Source organism: Streptomyces sp. HD (assembly GCF_028369295.1).
Taxonomy (GTDB): Bacteria; Actinomycetota; Actinomycetes; order Streptomycetales; family Streptomycetaceae; genus Streptomyces.
In genome coordinates this window covers 76,101-94,307 of record NZ_JAQMYP010000042.1, presented here as the reverse complement: position 1 = coordinate 94,307, position 18,207 = coordinate 76,101, and the positions used below count along the sequence as shown (strand labels likewise).

Here is an 18,207-nt window from a genome sequence, read left to right as displayed (position 1 = left end):
CCCCCCCCCCCCCCCCCCCCCCCCCCCCCCCCCCCCCCCCGCCCCCCCCCCCCCGCCCCCCCCCCCCCCCCCCCCCCCCCCCCCCCCCCCCCCCCCCCCCCCCACCTCGAAGCGGCAGCCACCAGGGACGTTGCGGACCGTGGCCCGGCCCTCGTGCGCCTCCACGATGCCCCGCACGATCGCGAGACCGAGCCCGGCGCCCGACGGGGGCGTCCGGGCATGCGTACCGCGCCAGCCGGTGTCGAAGACGCGCGGCAGGTCCTCCTCAGGAATGCCGCCGCAGCTGTCGGTCACGGACAACACGACGCCCTCGGGCGAGCTTTCGGCGGCGACGGCGACCGTACCGTCGGCCGGTGTCCGGCGGATGGCGTTGACCAGCAGATTGCCCAGCACCCGGCTCATCTCCTTGCCGTCCACCTCGACCGGCACGGGCTCCACCCGCCCCCCGACCAGCCGCACGCCGTACTCGCGCGCCAGTGGGTCCGCGCCCGCGAGCGCGTCGCCGACGAGGTCGTACAGCGAGATCCGGCTCGGGCTCAGCGCCAGCGTCCCCGCATGGATGCGGGACAGCTCGAAGAGGTCGCCGACCATGCCGTTGAGGCGCTCGACCTCCATCCGGATCTGTTTGAGGTAGCGGCCGGGATCGGCGGCCACCCCGTCCTCCAGCGCCTCCGCCATCGCCCGCAGCCCGGCCAGCGGGGTACGCAGATCGTGCGAGATCCAGGCGACGAGCTCACGTCGCGAGGACTCCAGGGCGCGTTCCCGCTCGCGGGACTCGGCGAGCCTGGCGCTGGTCGCCTCCAACTCGCGGCTCAGCGCGGCGAGTTCGGCGGTGGCGGGGCCGTCCGGCGAGGTGAAGGCCCCGCCGTCGCCGAAGGAGCGGGCGGCGAGCGCGAGGGCGTGACTGCGGGCGGCGACCCAGCGGCCGAGCAGCAGGGCGGTGGCCAGGGAGACCACGGCGGCCATGGCGACGACGGTCGTGACGACGCTCAGGTCGTGCCGGGACAGGAACATCGCCTGCGCCACCGCGAGCGTGCCCGCGAGCATCGCGATGACGCCGACGCCCGCGACGACGGCGAGGTGGGTGATGAGCGAACGGCGCCGGATGAGCAGGAGGACACAGGCGCCGAGCGCTCCGGCGGCCGCGGCGCCGAGGAAGGCGAAGAGGGCGATGAGGAGGGTGTCGCGCATGATCACACCTCCGGGTTCGCGGTGCCGGTCGTGTCGAAGCGGTAGCCGACGCCCCACACGGTCTGGATGAGCCGGGGCCTGGCCGGGTCGTCCTCGACCTTGCCGCGCAGGCGGCGGACATGGACGGTGACGGTCGACAGGTCACCGAAGTCCCAGCCCCACACCTCCCGCATCAGGTCCTCCCGGCTGTAGACCTGGCCGGGGTGGTTCAGGAAGAAGGCGAGCAGGTCGAACTCGCGGATGGTGAGGGGGAGTTCGGTGCCGTCCTTGGTGGCGCGGCGGGCCGCCGGGTCGACCGAGAGCCCTGCCGCGCGCACTGCGCCCGACGGCCGGACCGGCCGGGTGCGGCGCAGCACCGACTCGACGCGCAGGACGAGTTCACGAGGGCTGAAGGGCTTGGTGACGTAGTCGTCCGCGCCGACCTCCAGGCCGAGGATGCGGTCGTCCTCGTCGCCGCGCGCCGTCAGCATGATGACCGGCACGGGGCCTCGGCCGCGCATCCGGCGGCACACCTCCAGACCGTCCATGCCGGGCAGCATCAGGTCCAGCACGACGAGGTCCGGCCAGTGCGCGGCGGCCCGGGTGAGGGCGTCGGGGCCATCACCGGCGTGGTCCACGACGTAACCGGCGCGGTCGAGGTACCCGGAGACGATCTCGGCGACGGTGGGGTCGTCCTCGACGACGAGGACCCGGGCCCCGGCCTGTGCGTTCGACTGTTGCTGCTCCATGCCGCCAGCCTCGCACCCCACACGCGCGCGTGGCGCCATCCGGCCCCGACGTCCGTGTTTCGTAAGGAGCATGAGTCTGATATGTCCCTTTCTCGCTCGTAGGGTGAAAGCCGTGACGACCCCATCACCACGAGCGAGTGCTCCTCATCCGGCGTCCGTGGACGTCGTGCTTCCCTGTCTCGACGAGGCCGAGGCGCTGCCCTGGGTCCTGGAGCGCATCCCGCCCGGCTGGCGTGCGCTCGTCGTGGACAACGGCTCCACGGACGGCTCGGCCGAGATCGCGGCCGCCCTCGGCGCGACCGTAGTACGGGAGACGCGGCGCGGATTCGGCGCCGCCTGCCACGCGGGCCTGAGTGCCGCCACGGCCGACATCGTCTGCTTCTGCGACTGCGACGCCTCCCTCGACCCGGGCGACCTGGTGCCCTTCGTGCGGCGCCTGGCGGCCGACGAGGCCGACCTGGTCCTCGGCCGCCGCCGCCCGAGGAGACGCGGAGCCTGGCCGCCGCACGCCCGTGCCGCCAACCTCGCCCTCGCCCGCCTCCTGCGCCGCCGCACCGGCCTGCGCCTGCACGACCTGGGCCCGCTGCGCGCCGCCCGCCGCGAGCCCCTGCTCGCCCTCGGCCTGACGGACCGGCGCAGCGGATACCCCCTTCAGATGGTCGTCCGCGCCGCCGACGCGGGCTGGCGGATCGCCGAGTACGACGTGCCGTACCACCCGCGCACGGGCGCCTCCAAGGTGACAGGGACATGGCGCGGCAGCTGGCAGGCGGTACGGGACATGAGCCGGGTGCTGGCCGAGGAACCGGCCGGCCCGAACGTCAGGGAAGGGGCCCGCTCTTGACCACGCTCCTCGTCATCGCCAAGGAGCCCCGGCCGGGCCGGGTGAAGACCAGGCTGACGCCGCCCTTCACACCCGAGGAGGCGGCCGCGCTCGCCGAGGCGGCCCTCGCGGACACGCTGGACGCCGTGGCGCGCACGCCCGCACGGCGCCGGGTCCTCGTCCTGGACGGAACACCGGGTCCCTGGCTGCCGCCCGGGTTCGACGTCGTACGGCAGTGCGCGGGCGGTCTCGACGAACGGCTCGCCGCCGCCTTCGCGCAGTGCGACGGCCCGGCGCTGCTCATCGGCATGGACACCCCGCAGGTGACGCCGGAGCTGCTGACGGTGGACTGGGCCGACCGTGACGCGTACTTCGGCCCCGCCGAGGACGGCGGCTTCTGGGCGCTGGGCCTGGCCGAACCCGACCCGTCACGCCTGCGCGGCGTACCGATGTCGACGCCGCACACGGGTGCCGCACAGCGTGCCCGGCTCGCGGACCTGCGGGTGCGGGACCTGCCGTGTCTGCGGGACGTCGACACGGCGTACGACGCCGGCCTGGTCGCCAAGTCGGCACCGGGCGGCCGTTTCGCGACGACGCTGGCCCGCCTCTCCTCGGCGGCGGACCGATGAGCGGCCTGCGAGAGGCGGCGGTGGCACGGATCGTCCGCCAGCCGGAACCCGCCGAGGCCACGGACGACCTTCGGCCCGACGGTGCTCGGCGGGACGGTGCTCGGCCCGACGGCCCCTGGTCCGACGGTGCTCGGCCGGACGGTGCTCGGCCGGACGGTGCTCGGCCGGACGGTGCTCGGCCGGACGGTGCCCGGCCCGACGGTGCCCGGCCGGATGGTGCCCGGCCGGACGGTGCCCGGTCCGACGACCTCCGGTCCGATGCCCCCTGGTCCACCGACCCCTATACGCGCGCCCTCGGCCGCGGCCGAGGGCCCCTCTTCCTGCGCCGCACCGACGGCTGGCTGTTGCCGCTGGACGTGGAGCGGTGGTGCGCGGACGCCGACGCGGCGGACCTGGAGGTGCTGCGGCACTGCGAGGGGGCCGTGCTGGACGTCGGCTGCGGGCCCGGGAGGCTGGTGGCGGCGCTGGGTCGGCAGGGGCGGCGGGTGCTCGGCATCGACGTCAGCGAGGCCGCTGTCACCCGCACCGTACGGGTCGGGGGCCAGGCGTTGCGCCGCTCCGTCTTCGACCCGCTGCCCGGCGAGGGTCGCTGGGGCACCGCCCTGCTCATCGACGGCAACGTCGGCATCGGCGGCGACCCGACGGCGCTGCTCGCCCGGATGGCCCAACTCCTCGCCCACGGCGGCCTGTTGATCGTCGAGACGGTGCCGGACCTGGACCTCGACGAGCGGGTCCAGGTCCATGTCACCGACGCCAGGGGCGCAAACGGCACCCTCTTCCCCTGGGCCAGGCTCGGCACCCCCGCCCTGCTGCGGCACGCGGAGCGCGCCGGCTGGCGTGCCGTCGACCAGTGGACGGCGGGCGGCCGCTGCTTCGCCGCCCTGCGCAGCGCCCGGCCTCAGTCGACGTCGGAGGTGTCCAGGCGGTACAGGCCGTCGTAGTCGCCCACAGCCGTGCCGTACTTCCTGACCCATACCGCCCCAGCGGCGTCTTGCGAATCAGCGGACTCGCAGGCAGGTCACCGCAAGGTTGCCGCAACACGAGCCGTCTAGACTCGGGCCTCAACGGCCCGGGCCCGTGATCGAAAGCGGGCGAATTCTGCCCAACCCGAAGGGTATTCGGCGTTTTGATACGGATAGATTCAGTCACCAAGCGGTACCCGGACGGCACGGTGGCGGTCGATCGACTGTCGCTGGAGATACCCGACCGCTCGATCACCGTTCTCGTGGGGCCGTCGGGCTGCGGGAAGACGACGACGCTGCGGATGATCAACCGGATGGTCGAGCCCAGTGAGGGCACCATCCTCCTCGACGGTGTGGACATCGCGCAGCAGCCCGTGAACACGCTGCGCCGGTCCATGGGTTACGTCATCCAGAACGCCGGTCTCTTCCAGCACCGCACGATCCTCGACAACATCGCGACCGTGCCCCGTCTGCTCGGCTGGGGCAAGGAGAAGTCGCGGGCGCGGGCGCGGGAGCTGATGGAGCGGGTGGGCCTCGACGGGGCGCTCGCCAAGCGGTATCCGTACCAGTTGTCCGGGGGACAGCAGCAGCGCGTCGGTGTGGCGCGGGCGCTCGCCGCGGATCCGCCGGTGCTGCTGATGGACGAGCCGTTCTCGGCCGTTGACCCCGTGGTGCGCAAGGGGCTGCAGGACGAACTCCTCAGGATCCAGGAGGAGTTGGGCAAAACCATCGTCTTCGTCACCCATGACATCGACGAGGCCGTCAAGCTCGGCACGATGGTCGCCGTGATGCGCACCGGCGGACACCTCGCCCAGTTCGCCCCGCCCGCCGAGCTGCTGACCCACCCCGCCGACGCGTTCGTGGAGGACTTCCTCGGCGCCGACCGCGGCATCCGGCGGCTGTCCTTCTTCCCCTCGGCCGGCCTGGAGCTGCTGACCGAGCCGGTCGTCGCCGTCGACGCCACGGCCGAGCAGATCGCCGCCGCCGCTGCGGGCGACGCACCGTACCTCCTCGTCACCGACCCGGACGGCAAGCCCCTCGGCTGGAGCGAGCCGCGGGCCCTCACCGCCGGGGAGATCGCGACGGACCGGCTGGTGCCGCACGGGCGGCCGTTCGTCGCCGGTACGGATTCGCTGCGGGCCGCCCTGGACTGTGCCGTGCTCTCGCCCACCGGATGGGCCGTCGCCGTGGACGCCGACGGGCGGGCCGCCGGGGTCGTCTCACAGCTGACCATCGGTGAGGCCATCCGCGGGGCGCACGCGGAGCGGAGCACGGACGGCGACGTCCAGGGCGGCGACGTCCAGGACGGCGAGAAGGTCGCGCCATGAACGACCTCTTCCGTATGCCCAGCGACCTGCAGAACACCTACTTCGGGCTCGTCGGACTGCATCTGCGCGAAGCCCTGATCCCGGTGCTGGCCGGACTGCTCGTGGCCCTGCCCGTCGCCCAGCTGTGCGTGCGGCTGCGCTGGCTGTACCCGCCCGTGCTGTGGGTGACGACCGTGCTGTACGCGATTCCGTCCCTCGCGTTCTTCGTCATCCTCATCGACTACACCGGCCTGAGCGACCTCACGGTGATGATCCCGCTGGCCGTGTACAGCCTGGTGGTGCTGGTCCCGGCCATCGTGGACGGCGTGCGGTCGGTGCCGCAGGAGACGCTGGCCGCCGCCACCGCCATGGGCTTCGGGCCCGTACGGCGCTATTTCCAGGTGCAGTTGCCGATTGCTGCGCCCGCGATCATCGCCGGACTGCGGGTGGCGTCGGTGTCGAGCATCTCCCTGGTCAGCGTCGGCATGCTGATCGGCAACGCGGGAGCCCTCGGCAACCTGCTCAACAGCGGCATGATCTACCACCAGTCGCGCCTGGTGTGGCTCTCGGTGATCGGTACGGCCGTCCTCGCCCTGCTCGTGGACGCCGCGCTGATCGGACTCCGTGTGCTGCTGACGCCCTGGATGCCGCGCGGCACCCGCAAGAACGCGCGCACGCTCGCCGTCAAGGAGGCCGCCCGGTGAACGTCCTCAACTTCATCAACGCCTTCTTCAGCGACAGCGCCCACTGGCAGGGCTACGACGGCATCCCGACGCGCGTCGCCGAACACATCCAGTACACGCTGACGGCGCTCGCCATCGCCGCCGCGGTCGGACTGCCGGTCGGCCTGCTCACCGGCCACACCGGCCGCGGCGGCAACACGCTCGCCCTCATCGCCACCGCCGCCCGGGCGCTGCCCAGCTTCGGCCTGATGGTGCTGATGTTCATCCTGCTCGGCCTGGGCATGGCCCCCGTCATGATCCCGCTGGTCGTGCTCGCCGTCCCGCCCATCCTGGTCACCACCTACGAGGCGATGCGCTCCGTCGACCCCGCCCCGGTGGACGCCGCCCGCGGCATGGGCATGGCCGAGGCCGGCGTCCTGTTCCGGGTCGAACTGCCCGTCGCCCTCCCGCTGATCCTCAGCGGCCTGCGCTCGGCGGCCATCCAGATCGTCTCGACGGCCACCATCGCCGCCTACGTCAGCTTCGGCGGCCTCGGCCGCTACATCATCGACGGCCTCTACCAGCGCAACTACGAGAAGGTCGTGGGCGGCGCCACCCTGGTCGCCGGCCTGGCCCTCGCCACCCTCGCGGTGTTCTGGACACTGGGACGCCTCGCGGTCTCGGCGGGGGTGCGCAGGCGGGGCTGAGGGGCAGACCGAGGCGAACTGTGCCCGGATTCGTCAGTGCCCCAAAGGGGCGCGGGGAACTGCGTGATCAGTCACTGGGTACGGGTGCGCTCTGCTGGTGGTGCCGCGATATGCAGTCGAGCGGCTGCGGCAGCGTCGGGGCTGGTCGTGCCCACGCGGCGGAGCCGCATATCGATACAGCCCCGCGCCCCTTGGGGCGTTGCCGAACCGGTGGTAATCGAGAGACCGTCGATGCCGGGCATGTCAGCCCCCCGTGCGCGCCAGCGCCAGTTCCAGTACGACCAGCAGCGCGTCCCGCACCGAGCCGCGCTCGCGGGCGTCGAAGACGACGACCGGGACGCCGTCGCCCACGTCGAGCGCCCAGCGGATCTCCTCCAGGGTGTGCTCGACCTTGCCGTCGAAGGCGTTGGCGGCGACCGCGAAGGGGATGCCCTTGTGCTCGAAGTAGTCGACCGCGGCGTAGCAGTCGTCGAGACGGCGGGTGTCGACGATGACCAGCCCGCCGACCGCTCCCTCGACGATGTCGTCCCACATGAACCCGAACCGCTGCTGGCCGGGCGTACCGAACAGGTATAGCTTCAGGGTGGGGTCGATGGTGAGGCAGCCGAAGTCCATCGCCACCGTGGTCGTGGTCTTGCGCGGCGTGTGCGTGAGGTCGTCCACACCCGCCGCGACCTCCGTGATGGCGGCCTCGGTGGTCAGCGGCTCGATCTCGGATATCGAGCCGACCGTGGTGGTCTTTCCCACGCCGAAGCCGCCCGATATCACCATCTTCACCGGCAGCGGCGGCCGTACGGTGGCCGGTTCAGTCGGTGTCACTGAGTACCCCTCGTGAGTCGGGGACGGCGCGCAGGCCGTCGATGACCCTGCGCAGGACGGATGCGTCATGGACGACGTCGGAGTCGGGCACGTGCACCGTCAGATGCCCGGCGGCGCGCAGGTCCTCGGCGAGGATGCGCACCACGTTGAGGTGCAGCCGCAGCCGGGCCGCGATCTCCGCGATGGACTGCGGCAGCCGGCACACGGCGACGATGTCGTGCTGCTCGAAGCGGAGCAGGTCGAGCGCGTCGAGGCCCTCGGCGGTGGCCACCACCTGGGTCTCGACGGGCATCGACGGGCCGTCGGCGCCGTCCGCCACCCGGCCGGCGGTTAGCAGGAACGGCCGCACGGCGGAGGCGGGGCCGACCGGGTCCGGGCCGCTCGGGTCCGGCGGTGGGGTGCCGTCCGCCATGGGGTCGTCCGTTTCTCCTCGGTCTGTCGTCGGCCCGGTCAGCGGGCCGACGCCGCGCCGACGCTGTTCTTCAGCTCCAGCACGAGCTGCGGGCTGAGGGCGGCGCCGACCCGGTTGGCGAACACCGTCATCTCGTAGGCGATGTTGCCCAGCTTTGCCTCCTTGTCGGTGACCACGCCGAGCACCGCGCCGCTGCCGATCGCGGAGACCAGGACATGGCCGCCCTCCAGATCGATGATGACCTTGTTGAGGCCGCCCAGGCCGTAGTTGCCGGAGGCGCCGGCGGCCAGGCTGGTGATGCCGGAGACGATCGCTGCGAGCCGCTCGGAGTCGGCGTGCTCGCGCACTTCGGACACGGCGATGAGGAGACCGTCGGACGAGACGGCGATGGCGTCCACGACGCCGGCGGTCTCCGTCGCGAAGCGCTTCAGCAGCCAGGTGAAGTCGGCTGCGGCGGCCTGCAGTTCGGCCGGGGTGGGGCCTCCCGAGGGGGTGCCACCTGTCGACGTGCTCACTGCTCCGCTCCTTCCGGGGGGTCGTTCTGGTCGTGCACATGGGGGGTTGGGGGTGTGGCTGGGGCGGAGTGTTCTCCGGTGTCCCTTCGATCGCCGCTGTTTCGGCTGTCGCGGTGCGCGCGCTCCACGGCGGCCTCGAACTCCTCGATCGCGGCCCGCACGGCCTCCGCGTCCACGGTCCGCACCGGCTGGGGCAGCATCGCCTGCCGCTCGGGGGCCACGCCGTTCACCTGGAGTGTCGCACCGCGGACCCGGCGACGCAGGGGGCGGGTGCCGTCGGGGGCGTCGGGGACGGGCGGCGTCTGGCCCGGGGTGACTGCCCGCTGGGAGACCCGGCGGGGGAGCGGCCGCAGTCCGTCGCCGTCCGCGTCGCCGTCCGCGTCGCCGTCCACCGTCCGTACGGCGGCTTCCGGCACGGCGGCCGACGGACGGGGGCCGGACACCGGGGCCGACGGCGTCTTCGCGGCGGGCGCCGCCGCGGTCACCTCGGCAGCCTCGGCCACCGCGGCCAGCGCCGCCATGGCCGTGGCGCCGGTCGTGCTCCCCGTCACCAGCCGCGACGACGGCACCGTCACCTCGGCCGTCACACCGCCGCCCGGCGTACGCGACAGCGTGACCGTGATCTCCCAGCGACGGGCCAGCGTGCCGACCACGAACAGGCCGAGGACCTTGGTCGGTACGAGGTCCAGTCGCTCGCGGCGGATCAGCCGGGCGTTCTCCTCGTCGAGGCGCTCGGCACTCATGCCCAGGCCGTGGTCGGTGACGACGATCACCGCGGCGTCGTGCTCTCCATTGGCCACCGTCACCTCGACGGGGCTGCCCTCCGGCGAGAACGACACGGCGTTCTCCAGGAGTTCGGCCACCATGAGCGTGAGGTCGCCGATGACCTCCGGTTCCACCATGGCCTCGGTCCGCGCCCGCAGCTCCACCCGCTGATAACCCTCGATCTGGCCGAGCGAGGCGCGTACGAGGTTGGTGAGCGCGGTGGGACCGGCGTCGAGGTCGGCCTCGTGTATGCCGGCGAGCAGCATCAGACTGTCGGCGTTGCGGCGCAGCCGGACCGCGATGTGGTCGATGGAGTACAGACGCTCCAGAAGTGCGGGGTCGGTCTCGCCCCGCTCCACCGCGTCGATCAGCGCCAGCTGGCGTGTCGTCAGGTTGCTGACCCGGCGGCCCACGTTGCCGAACATCTCCGCGACGTTGCGCCGGCTGAGCACCTGCCGCTCCAGCAGGGCGGCGGCCATTGTCTGCACCTGGTTGAACGTCTCGGCGAGTTCACCGATCTCGTCGCGCGCCGTCACCGGTATCTCGCGCAGCCGCGGCGGACCGTCGTCCTCGGCGTCGTCGTCGGCCACCCGGGCCAGCTCCCGCTCGGCGACGACGGCGACCTGCCGCGCGGCATCCGTGACCGCCTGCACCGGGCGGAGCACCGAACGGCGGACCAGCATCGCGAGGACCAGCCAGACGGCGAAGCCGAGCAGGGCGAGCCCCAGCAGCAGGACCGCGCGCAGCGCCGCCTCCTCGGAGGCGTGGTCCGCCCGGTCGGCGATCTGGCCGATCAGCGACGTGGTGATCGCCAACCGGGTCTTGGCCTGGTCGCGATAGGCGGGGTAGGAGTCGAGCGCCTCCGCGAGCGCCTTGCGGACCTCGGCGGGCGAGTCGGCCTGCACCGCGCCGGGGTCGATCTGAAGCTCGGCGAAGTGCCGGCTGATGACGCTCTGGGCGGCGGTGTACTTGATCCCGGAGAGCTGCGCGGCCTGTGCCTCGGTGGCGAACCGGGCGAAGCGGTCGGCCTGGTGGGTGTACTCGTCGTAGGAGCCGATCGCGCCGATGAACTCGATGAGCGCGTTGGAGTCACCGGTCGACGCGGAGAACACGCCGGTCTCGAAGGCACTGTGCGCGGCGCCCGCGCGCAGCAGCGAGTCGAGCAGGCTGCCGGTGAAGGTGGTCGCGAGGTCGGGGTTGCGGTCCAGCCCCAGGCCGTCGATCAGGCCCTGCGCGCTGTGGGTGTACGCGGGGTCGATGTTCTCGGCGGCCAGATACTGCTGCTCGACCGTGTCACGCAGACTGCTCAGGCCCTCGACCGCCCGCAGTGCCTGCGCCTCGCCCTCCGGCAGCCGGTCCCCGAAGGCGTCGCGGACCCGCTCGACCTGGGCGTTCACCAGAGACTGCGCCGTGCGGTAGGCGGCGGGCGAGGGCGCCTCGCGCTGGGCGGTCTCGTGCCGTACCGAGAGCAGGACGGCCTGCTGGTGCTCGGCCGCCAGCCGGTCGACGAGGGTGGCGACCTCGACGCTCTCCCGGACCAGCCGGGCGGCGTCCGCCGAGTTGCGCGACTGCGCGGTCTGGTCGGCGATCAGATAGGCGAGGAGGGCGGCGACCAGGGTGAGCGGCACACCGACCAGCAGATTCAGCTTGCGCCGGAACGGCCAGCGAACGGCGAAGCCGCGCAGCCGACGCGGACGGGGTACGCCCGCCTGGTGACTGGCCACCCTGCCTCCTTCGTGGGCGTCACACGGCGCGCAGGGGTCTTGCGTGACCGCTGTTGCACGAGTACGGACCGGCTTTTTCCGGGGGACGGTACCGCCCTTGAAATGCCGTGACCGGAACTGTACGTCAAGAATCCGTTACTTCCCCCGGCACCCCAACCGTCCCGCCTTCACATCGGAGCGCAACTGCCCGTTACCTTCCGATTTTTGAGGCCAATCGGTGACCTGGCCGCTCTTGACTGACCAAGAACCGGCTGGCTTGGATCAATGAAAGAGCTCTCCCAACCCACTGAATCCGGAACGGGAATCGTGACTTTCACCGCCTCACGCAGCAGGTCCTTCAGGAACCATCCCGGCGCGGCCGCCGTCGCGCTCGCCGCCACCGCGGCGCTGCTGGCGGGATGTTCCTCCTCCGACGACAAGTCCGACCCGCTCGCCGAGGGCGAGGCGAGCGGCGACACGGTAGTCGTAGGCTCCAACAACTTCGCCGAGAGCATCCTGCTCGCCGACATCTACGGCGAGGCCCTGAAGGCCAAGGGCATCAAGGTCACCTACAAGCCCAACATCGGCAGCCGCGAGACGACCTACGGTCTGCTGAAGAACGGCTCCATCACGGTTCTGCCGGAGTACAACGGCTCGCTCCTGTCCTACCTGGACCCGAAGGCGGAGCAGGAGTCGGCCGAGGCCGTGAACACCGCGGTGAAGAGCAAGCTGGACGCCAAGCTGACGCTGCTGGAGTCCTCGCCGGCCGAGAACAAGGACTCCGTCAGCATCAACGCCGAGACGGCGAAGAAGTACAAGCTGACCGCCGAGTCCAGCCTTGCGGACCTCAAGGACATCGCCCCGGACCTGGTGATCGGCGGCTCGCCCGAGTTCCAGACCCGGCAGCAGGGCCTGAAGGGCCTGGAGTCCGAGTACGGCCTGGAGTTCAAGTCCTTCAAGGCGCTGGACGCGGGCGGCCAGCTGACCCAGGCGGCGCTGACCAAGAACACCGTGCAGGCCGCGGACATCTTCACCACGGACCCGACCATCAAAAAGGAGGGCTTCGTCGTCCTGAAGGACCCGAAGAACCTCTTCGGCTTCGCCAACGTGACCCCGCTCGCCTACAAGAGCGGCCTCTCCAAGGAGGGCGTCGAGGCGCTCGACGCGGTCTCGGCCAAGCTGGACACCAAGACGCTCCTCGACCTGGACTCCCAGGTCCAGCTGGGCAGCAAGGACCCGCTCGACGTGGCCAAGACCTGGCTGAAGTCGGCCGGCCTGAACTGACGTACCGCGGAGCGGGGCTGTGGCCGGCCGGCGCCGCCACAGCCCCGCTCACCGCTGTCCGGGGGCTGTTCAGTAGCCGACCTGGAAGGTGGCGTCCTGGCGCTCGCTCGCCGTGGAGACCGGGTCTATGCGCAGCGCGAAGTCGGCGTGCCTGATGTAACGCGTCGGGTTGTTGAACGAGCGGAACGACGCCCAGGAGGAGTCGGCGAGCCCGGCAGTGCGGTGGAAGGTGGCGTCCGCGGCGAAGGTCGACGTGCCGTCGTTCGCGTCGAGGCGCAGGGCGTAGTTGTAGTGCCGCAGATACCGGGTGGGGTAGTTGACCGACTGGAACGAGACGGCGGAGGAGTCGGCGAGGCCCGGCACCAGCTTCCACTGGGAGTCGGGGAACGGGTCGAAGGGGTACTCGTCGATCCGGCCCGCGAAGCCGCTGTGCCGGACGTAACGCGACGGGTAGTTGTACGACTTGAGCCGGTTCCAGGCCGGGGCGCCCCACTTGGCGATCAGGTTGTTGTACTCGGCCGAGGTGATCGGGTGGATGCCGCAGTGCTTGGAGTTGAGCGGCTGCGTGTAGAGCTTCTGGTCCAGCGCCGTCCAGGTGCCGGCGGCCAGGTTGCCGGTCTGCCAGACGTAGAAGACGCCGTTCGGTGTGTAGGTGTCTCCCCAGAGGTACCAGGTGTTGCCGGTCAGCGACTTGACCACCGTGGGGGCCTCGGTGCCGCCGTGGTTGACCGCCGTGCTGAACGGGGTGAAGCTGCCGGGGGTCAGGGTCGTCGAGCGGGCGCCGACCAGGGTGCCGTTCCGCTTGAAGTACAGGTAGTTGACGCCGTTCACGCCGACGGTGAGGTTGCCGTCGATGACGTCGTAGCCGGGGTCGAAGAACACCTGGGGGCTCGTCGTCGTACGGAAGTCGGTCGTGTAGCTGACCATGATGACGTTGTGGCCGCTGCTGTTCACCGACGAGTAGAGGATGCCGTACTGGCCGCGTGAGGCGTCCCAGAAGGCCTCCGGCGCCCAGCTGTGCGTGCCCGTCATGTCGTGCAGCTTCAGCAGCCGGTAACCGGTGAAGGTGCGCAGGTCGGCGGAGTCCCAGACGTGGATGTAGACGCTGTTGCGGGTCCAGTCCGTGCCGCTCAGGTCGGTCGCGAGGACGACGAACGTGCCGTCCTGCTTGCGCAGCAGGAACGGGTCGCGCAGACCGCCGGCGCCGAGGGTGGGGGAGGCGACGGGGGCGTTCTGGTTGAGCGGCGTCCAGCGCAGACCGTCGGTGCTGACGGCCAGATGGAGGTTGTAGTTCGCCTCCAGCATGGTGTTGGACTCGGTGAAGTAGACCATCGCGTACGCCGAGTCGGCGGCGTGGGCGGTGCCCGTGCCGAGGGTCAGCGCGCCGGTCGCGGCCAGCGGAAGCGTCGCGGCCATGCCGAGGAAGTGTCTGCGGGAGGGGGTCGTCATGCGGCTCTCCAGGGGGGTGTGGGGAGTGCGTAGGGTCGATATCCCGAACGAAGTTCGGTGAATCGACCAGAACGTAGGAGAGTGTGGGGTTCGCGTCAATCACATGGTCATCCTTGGCGGATTTCCGCCACTCGACCCGGCCGGCTCGAAGTCCCTGCCGCTCAGCTCGCCTTGCGGGCGTCGGCGATCAGCTGGTCGATCAGGGCGATCAGCACGTCCCGGCACGACTCGCGTTCCCGCGCGTCGCACAGCAGCACCCGTACATGCGCCGGGAGCGCCAGGGCGTCCCGGATCTCCTCGGCGGGGTAGGGGTGTTCGCCGTGGAAGCCGTTGACGCCCACGACGAAGGGGATGCCCCGGCGCTCGAAGAAGTCGATCGCCGCGAAGCTCGACTCGGGTCGCCGGACGTCCATCAGGACCACGGCACCGAGCGCGCCGATCGCCAGGTCGTTCCACATGAACCAGAACCGCTGCTGTCCGGGCGTACCGAACAGATACAGCACCAGCTCCCGGCTGATGGTGATCCGGCCGAAGTCCAGGGCCACCGTCGTGGCCCGTTTCTGCTCGATGCCGTTGAGGTCGTCGATGCCCAGGCCCGCGACGGTCAGCGGCTCCTCGGTGCGCAGTGGGGCGATCTCGCTGACCGAGCCGACCATGGTGGTCTTGCCGACACCGAAGCCGCCGGCGATGAGGATCTTGACCGTGTCGGGCGGTGCGACCGCCTCCACGGTGGTGTCAGAGCCGGCCAAGACCGTCCCTCACTTTCTGCAGCAGGTCCAGGTCCGGGGTGCGTGCGGTGACGGGGTGCGGCGGATGAACGGTGATCAGACCCGCCTCCAGCAGATCGCAGAGCATGATGGTGACCACGCTGACCGGCAGGTCGAGATGGGCCGCGAGCTCCGCCACCGCGATCGGCCGCGCGCAGCGCCGCAGGATCCGCACCTGATCGGGCTGCGGGCGCGGCGCCCGCTCGGGCGGCGGATCCACCGCCGTCACCGTCGTGATCAGCGTGAAGTCGCTGCGGCTGGGCCGGGTCCGGCCGCCGGTCAGCGTGAACGGACGGACCAGCCGGCCCGCCGTATCGTCTCCGCTCACCTCACGCGCCAGGACCGACATGGGCCCGCGGTGCCGCCGACAGGTGCTCGCCGATCTTCTTCACCAGCATGTTCATCTGGTACGCCACCACACCGACGTCGGCGCCCTGGTTGGTGAGCACGACGAGATGGGCGCCCGGACCGGCCGAGGTCAGGATCAGATAGCTGTTGGCCATCTCGATCAGCGCCTGGCGCACCGGGCCGCCCCGGAAGTCCATGCTGACGCCCTTGCTGAGGCTCATCAGGCCGGACGCGGTCGCCGCCAGCCGCTCGGCGTCGTCGCGCAGGAACCCGACGGACTTGCTGACCACCAGCCCGTCCTCGGAGAGGACGACAGCGTGGTTGACGTCGGCGACCCGATCCACGAGTCCGGTGAGCAACTGGTCGAGCAGGGTGTCCGTGGCGGGGTTGGGGCGTGTCATGGCGATGTCCTTCATGAGCGGTCGGCGGACGGAGGGGAGGACGGGGGAGCGGCGGCCCGGGAAGAGGCGGCGGAGTCGGCCGCGGGCGGCTCGTCGGAGGCGGCGACGTCGTCGCGGGCCCGGCGCGCGGCCGGGACCCGCTGATCCACGGCCTCGGACGCGTCGGGCGCGTCGTCACCGCTGTCGTCGCGGGCCTGGAGTGTGCCGCGCTGGAACCGGGCGAGGGCGGACGGGCCTTGCTGGTCGGCGGTGTCGGGCGCGTGCGGGGCGTCGTCGCTGCTGTCGTCGTGGGCCTGGAGTGTGGCGTGTTGGAACCGGGCGAGGGCGGACGGGCCTTGCTGGTCGGCGGTGTCGGGCGCGTCCGGGGCGTCGTCGCTGCTGTCGTCGCGGGCCTGGAGTGTGCCGCGCTGGAAGCAGGCCAGGGAGGAGGCGGCCTGCTCGGCGGTGAAGTCGTCGGTGCAGCCGTCCTCTTCGGCGGGCGTGGCCTCCTCGCGCAGTTCGGCGGCCAGGCTGGTCTGCGGTACGCGGCGCGGGAGCGGGGAGAGACCGTCGCGGCGCGCCGACGGTGCGGGGGCCGCCGGGGTGGGTGCGGTGCGGGCAGGGACGACGGGGCGGGAATCCCGTACGGGCTCCTCCGGTTCGGCGGCGCCGACGTGCTGCACCTCGACCTCGACCTCCACCTCGACCTCCACCTCGCCCTCCACCTCGCCCTCCTCCTGCTCCTGCTGCGGGGCGGGCACCTCCCGTACCACGACGTCGTGCGGGATCAGCACGATCGCCGTGGTGCCGCCGAACGGCGACGAGCGCAGGGTGACCGCGATGCCGTGCCGCTGGGCGAGCTGGGCGATCACGAACATGCCGAGCCGCAGGTCGTCGGCGAGCGCCACCACGTCGAACTGCGGCGGCTCGGCCAACTGGGCGTTGAAGGAGTCGTAGTCCTCCTCGGACATGCCGAGGCCCCGGTCCTCGATCTCCACGGCCAGCCCCTTGGCCACCATCGCGGCCCGCACCCCGACCGGCGCGGGAGCGGGGGAGTACAGCGTGGCGTTCTCGATGAGCTCGGCCAGCAGATGGATGACGTCCGCCACCGCGGGCGGCGCGAGATGCACCTCCTCCTCGGTCTGCACCTCCACCCGCTGGTACTCGGCGACCTCGCCGACCGCACTGCGCAGGATGTCGATCAGCGCGACCGGCTCGCTCCAGCTGCGGCCGGGGCGCGCGCCGCTGATGATGACGAGGTTCTCCTCGTAACGGCGCAACTGGCTGGCGGTGGAGTCCAGTTCGTACAGGCCCTTGAGAACCTCGGGGTCCTGGTGCGCGCGTTCCAGCGCGTCCAGCTTGGTGAGCTGGAGGTTGACCAGGTTCTGGCTCTGCCGGGCGATGCCCAGGATGATCTTCTGGAAGCCGCGCCGGGTGTCGGCGAGTTCGACGGCGGTGTGCACGGCGGTGCGCTGCGCGGTGTTGAACGCCTTGGCCACCTGGCCGAGTTCGTCATGGCCGTAGTCCAGCGGAGGCGTCGCCAGCTCCACGTCGACCGTCTCGCCCCGCTCCAACCGGGCCACCACGTCCGGCAGCCGCTCCTGCGCGAGGCTCAGGGTGGCCTCGCGCAGGCCACGCAGCCGGCGGGACAGCGAGCGGGTGATCCGCCAGGACATCCCGACGCACAGCAGCAGGCCGGCCAGCCCGCCCGCGCTCAGGAAGGCGGCCTTGATCAGCAGGTCACGCGCGTTCTCCGCACTGCGCTGCAGCAGTGCTGACGTCTGCTGCTGGATCAGCACCGAGTACTGGTCGGAGACCTCGATCAGCGCGGCCCGCCACTGCTTCTGCACGTCCGGGATCACGATGTCCCCGTGGTCGCCCGCCGACGCCCGGGCCGCGAGCACCCGGTCCTCGACGGACTCCAGGATCCGCCACTGCGAACTGCGCAGGATCTGCTCGGTGTCCGCCTTGGCGGTCCCGGTGAGCGCGGGGACGATCTGGTCCCCGACGAGCCAGCGGCGGGTGCTCACCATCTCGGCGAACTCGGTCCACGTCTTGTCGTCCATCTTCCCCGCGGGCCCGGCCAGCGTCAGCAGCGCGTCCTCCCGGGACACCAGCTCCGCCGCGTGCTCCAGTGAGACCAGCGGACCGGCCTGCGAGGTCAGATCACCGTCGTCGACCTGGGAGAGCTCCTGGAAGGCGTGGATCTGGTCGTCGATGATCGACGTGTACTGGCCGAGCGCCTGTGCGGCCTTGATGTCGGTGGGGTTGTCGACCTGTCCCCGGTAGTACTCAAGGCTCCCCGCCGACGCGAGGACCGAGTACAGCCGGTCCTTGACCCGGGACGGCGCCTGCTGGATCTCGTCCGACTGCCCGAGCAGCTTCGCGACCGCCTTGTCCGTCTTGAGGCGCTGCTGGTCCAGCGCGGCACGGGCCTCCTCCCGGCGCGACGCCAGCCATACGGCTGAGTAGCTGCGCTCCTGCTGCAGCGCGAGCGTGGCCTCGGTGCCCATGGCCCCGGTCGACCTGCTCAGCTCGGTCTGCGAGCGCAGCCGCAGCCCCTCCGAGAACATCTGGATCGTCGTCACGCTCCAGACGGCGGCGAGCGTGACGCCGGGCACCAGCGCCAGGAGGATCAGGGAGAGACGTATGGAGCCGAGGCGGCGCCGGGGGCCTGTCCGTGGAGACATTGTCGTCCTAGGGCGATCAGCGGAGGGCGGGGGCGTTCAGCGCGGAGGGGGTGGGGGGCACGCGGAAGC

At 71.6% G+C, this 18,207-nt stretch carries 18 protein-coding genes; 7 read left to right on the top strand and 11 right to left on the bottom strand.

Going from position 1 to position 18,207, the window contains the following annotated elements; all coding sequences use genetic code 11:
- Both POF73_RS33105 and POF73_RS33100 read right to left on the bottom strand, forming a co-directional pair.
- The coding region (locus tag POF73_RS33105) for a sensor histidine kinase (protein ID WP_272122730.1) at nt 1–1,191 on the bottom strand (1,191 nt) is incomplete at its 3' end.
- A 2-nt stretch (nt 1,192–1,193) separates the two neighbouring features.
- Nucleotides 1,194–1,919, bottom strand: coding sequence for a response regulator transcription factor (locus POF73_RS33100; RefSeq protein ID WP_272122729.1), 726 nt, complete (start codon nt 1,917–1,919; stop codon nt 1,194–1,196).
- Between the two features lie 157 nt (nt 1,920–2,076).
- Here POF73_RS33100 and POF73_RS33095 point away from each other — a divergent pair, with 157 nt between their 5' ends.
- From POF73_RS33095 to POF73_RS33070, 6 genes are all read left to right on the top strand, one after another.
- Nucleotides 2,077–2,760: a glycosyltransferase family 2 protein gene (locus POF73_RS33095; RefSeq protein WP_272122728.1), complete on the top strand. Its 684-nt coding sequence runs from the start codon at nt 2,077–2,079 to the stop codon at nt 2,758–2,760.
- Nucleotides 2,757–3,368 (top strand): TIGR04282 family arsenosugar biosynthesis glycosyltransferase, encoded by a 612-nt coding sequence (locus POF73_RS33090; RefSeq protein ID WP_272122727.1) that lies wholly within the window; start codon nt 2,757–2,759, stop codon nt 3,366–3,368. The genes POF73_RS33095 and POF73_RS33090 overlap by 4 nt, the downstream gene beginning before the upstream one ends.
- On the top strand, nt 3,365–4,309 hold the full coding sequence (locus tag POF73_RS33085) for a class I SAM-dependent methyltransferase (RefSeq protein WP_272122726.1): 945 nt from the start codon (nt 3,365–3,367) through the stop codon (nt 4,307–4,309). Before POF73_RS33090 ends, POF73_RS33085 begins: the two co-directional genes overlap by 4 nt.
- Before the next feature lie 185 nt (nt 4,310–4,494).
- Entirely contained in the window at nt 4,495–5,658 is a 1,164-nt protein-coding gene (locus POF73_RS33080) for an ABC transporter ATP-binding protein (protein WP_272122725.1), read from the top strand.
- On the top strand, nt 5,655–6,341 hold the full coding sequence (locus POF73_RS33075) for an ABC transporter permease (protein WP_272122724.1): 687 nt from the start codon (nt 5,655–5,657) through the stop codon (nt 6,339–6,341). The genes POF73_RS33080 and POF73_RS33075 overlap by 4 nt, the downstream gene beginning before the upstream one ends.
- Nucleotides 6,338–7,006, top strand: a complete 669-nt coding sequence (locus POF73_RS33070) for an ABC transporter permease (protein ID WP_272122723.1) — start codon at nt 6,338–6,340, stop codon at nt 7,004–7,006. Before POF73_RS33075 ends, POF73_RS33070 begins: the two co-directional genes overlap by 4 nt.
- Nucleotides 7,007–7,249: 243 nt before the next feature.
- On the opposite strand, the gene POF73_RS33065 is transcribed toward POF73_RS33070, so the two are convergent.
- Genes POF73_RS33065 through POF73_RS33050 form a run of 4 tightly spaced genes read right to left on the bottom strand, consistent with a single transcriptional unit; the run spans nt 7,250 to nt 11,241 of the window.
- Nucleotides 7,250–7,825, bottom strand: a complete 576-nt coding sequence (locus POF73_RS33065) for a GTP-binding protein (RefSeq protein WP_443049676.1) — start codon at nt 7,823–7,825, stop codon at nt 7,250–7,252.
- Complete coding sequence (locus tag POF73_RS33060) at nt 7,812–8,237, bottom strand: DUF742 domain-containing protein (protein ID WP_272122722.1); 426 nt, start codon at nt 8,235–8,237, stop codon at nt 7,812–7,814. The genes POF73_RS33065 and POF73_RS33060 overlap by 14 nt, the downstream gene beginning before the upstream one ends.
- A 38-nt stretch (nt 8,238–8,275) precedes the next feature.
- Nucleotides 8,276–8,752: a roadblock/LC7 domain-containing protein gene (locus tag POF73_RS33055; RefSeq protein WP_272122721.1), complete on the bottom strand. Its 477-nt coding sequence runs from the start codon at nt 8,750–8,752 to the stop codon at nt 8,276–8,278.
- Nucleotides 8,749–11,241 carry a sensor histidine kinase gene (locus POF73_RS33050; RefSeq protein WP_272122720.1) on the bottom strand — a complete coding sequence of 831 codons (2,493 nt, stop codon included), beginning with the start codon at nt 11,239–11,241 and terminating at the stop codon, nt 8,749–8,751. The genes POF73_RS33055 and POF73_RS33050 overlap by 4 nt, the downstream gene beginning before the upstream one ends.
- Nucleotides 11,242–11,547: 306 nt before the next feature.
- Between POF73_RS33050 and POF73_RS33045 the strand changes: the two genes are divergently transcribed.
- The gene (locus tag POF73_RS33045; RefSeq protein WP_272122719.1) at nt 11,548–12,504 is read left to right on the top strand and encodes an ABC transporter substrate-binding protein; all 957 of its coding nucleotides are present in this window, start codon (nt 11,548–11,550) and stop codon (nt 12,502–12,504) included.
- A 69-nt stretch (nt 12,505–12,573) separates the two neighbouring features.
- On the opposite strand, the gene POF73_RS33040 is transcribed toward POF73_RS33045, so the two are convergent.
- The 5 genes from POF73_RS33040 to POF73_RS33020 all read right to left on the bottom strand — a co-directional run bounded on the left by POF73_RS33040 (nt 12,574) and on the right by POF73_RS33020 (nt 18,138).
- Entirely contained in the window at nt 12,574–13,953 is a 1,380-nt protein-coding gene (locus tag POF73_RS33040; RefSeq protein ID WP_272122718.1) for a glycoside hydrolase family 43 protein, read from the bottom strand.
- Between the two features lie 161 nt (nt 13,954–14,114).
- Nucleotides 14,115–14,702 carry a GTP-binding protein gene (locus POF73_RS33035; RefSeq protein WP_272122717.1) on the bottom strand — a complete coding sequence of 196 codons (588 nt, stop codon included), beginning with the start codon at nt 14,700–14,702 and terminating at the stop codon, nt 14,115–14,117.
- Nucleotides 14,689–15,069, bottom strand: coding sequence for a DUF742 domain-containing protein (locus POF73_RS33030; protein ID WP_443049675.1), 381 nt, complete (start codon nt 15,067–15,069; stop codon nt 14,689–14,691). Before POF73_RS33030 ends, POF73_RS33035 begins: the two co-directional genes overlap by 14 nt.
- Nucleotides 15,050–15,469 (bottom strand): roadblock/LC7 domain-containing protein, encoded by a 420-nt coding sequence (locus POF73_RS33025; RefSeq protein ID WP_272122715.1) that lies wholly within the window; start codon nt 15,467–15,469, stop codon nt 15,050–15,052. Before POF73_RS33025 ends, POF73_RS33030 begins: the two co-directional genes overlap by 20 nt.
- 11 nt (nt 15,470–15,480) lie before the next feature.
- Nucleotides 15,481–18,138, bottom strand: coding sequence for a sensor histidine kinase (locus tag POF73_RS33020; protein WP_272122714.1), 2,658 nt, complete (start codon nt 18,136–18,138; stop codon nt 15,481–15,483).
- Nucleotides 18,139–18,207: the final 69 nt, after the last annotated feature.

What these genes read in the sequence shown, in the direction of transcription:
- POF73_RS33075 (WP_272122724.1), top strand. Translation starts at nt 5,655, where the DNA reads ATGAACGACCTCTTCCGTATGCCCAGCGACCTGCAGAACACCTACTTC.
- POF73_RS33025 (WP_272122715.1), bottom strand. Translation starts at nt 15,469, where the DNA reads ATGACACGCCCCAACCCCGCCACGGACACCCTGCTCGACCAGTTGCTC.
- POF73_RS33040 (WP_272122718.1), bottom strand. Translation starts at nt 13,953, where the DNA reads ATGACGACCCCCTCCCGCAGACACTTCCTCGGCATGGCCGCGACGCTT.
- POF73_RS33085 (WP_272122726.1), top strand. Translation starts at nt 3,365, where the DNA reads ATGAGCGGCCTGCGAGAGGCGGCGGTGGCACGGATCGTCCGCCAGCCG.
- POF73_RS33030 (WP_443049675.1), bottom strand. Translation starts at nt 15,069, where the DNA reads ATGTCGGTCCTGGCGCGTGAGGTGAGCGGAGACGATACGGCGGGCCGG.
- POF73_RS33020 (WP_272122714.1), bottom strand. Translation starts at nt 18,138, where the DNA reads ATGTCTCCACGGACAGGCCCCCGGCGCCGCCTCGGCTCCATACGTCTC.
- POF73_RS33100 (WP_272122729.1), bottom strand. Translation starts at nt 1,919, where the DNA reads ATGGAGCAGCAACAGTCGAACGCACAGGCCGGGGCCCGGGTCCTCGTC.
- POF73_RS33060 (WP_272122722.1), bottom strand. Translation starts at nt 8,237, where the DNA reads ATGGCGGACGGCACCCCACCGCCGGACCCGAGCGGCCCGGACCCGGTC.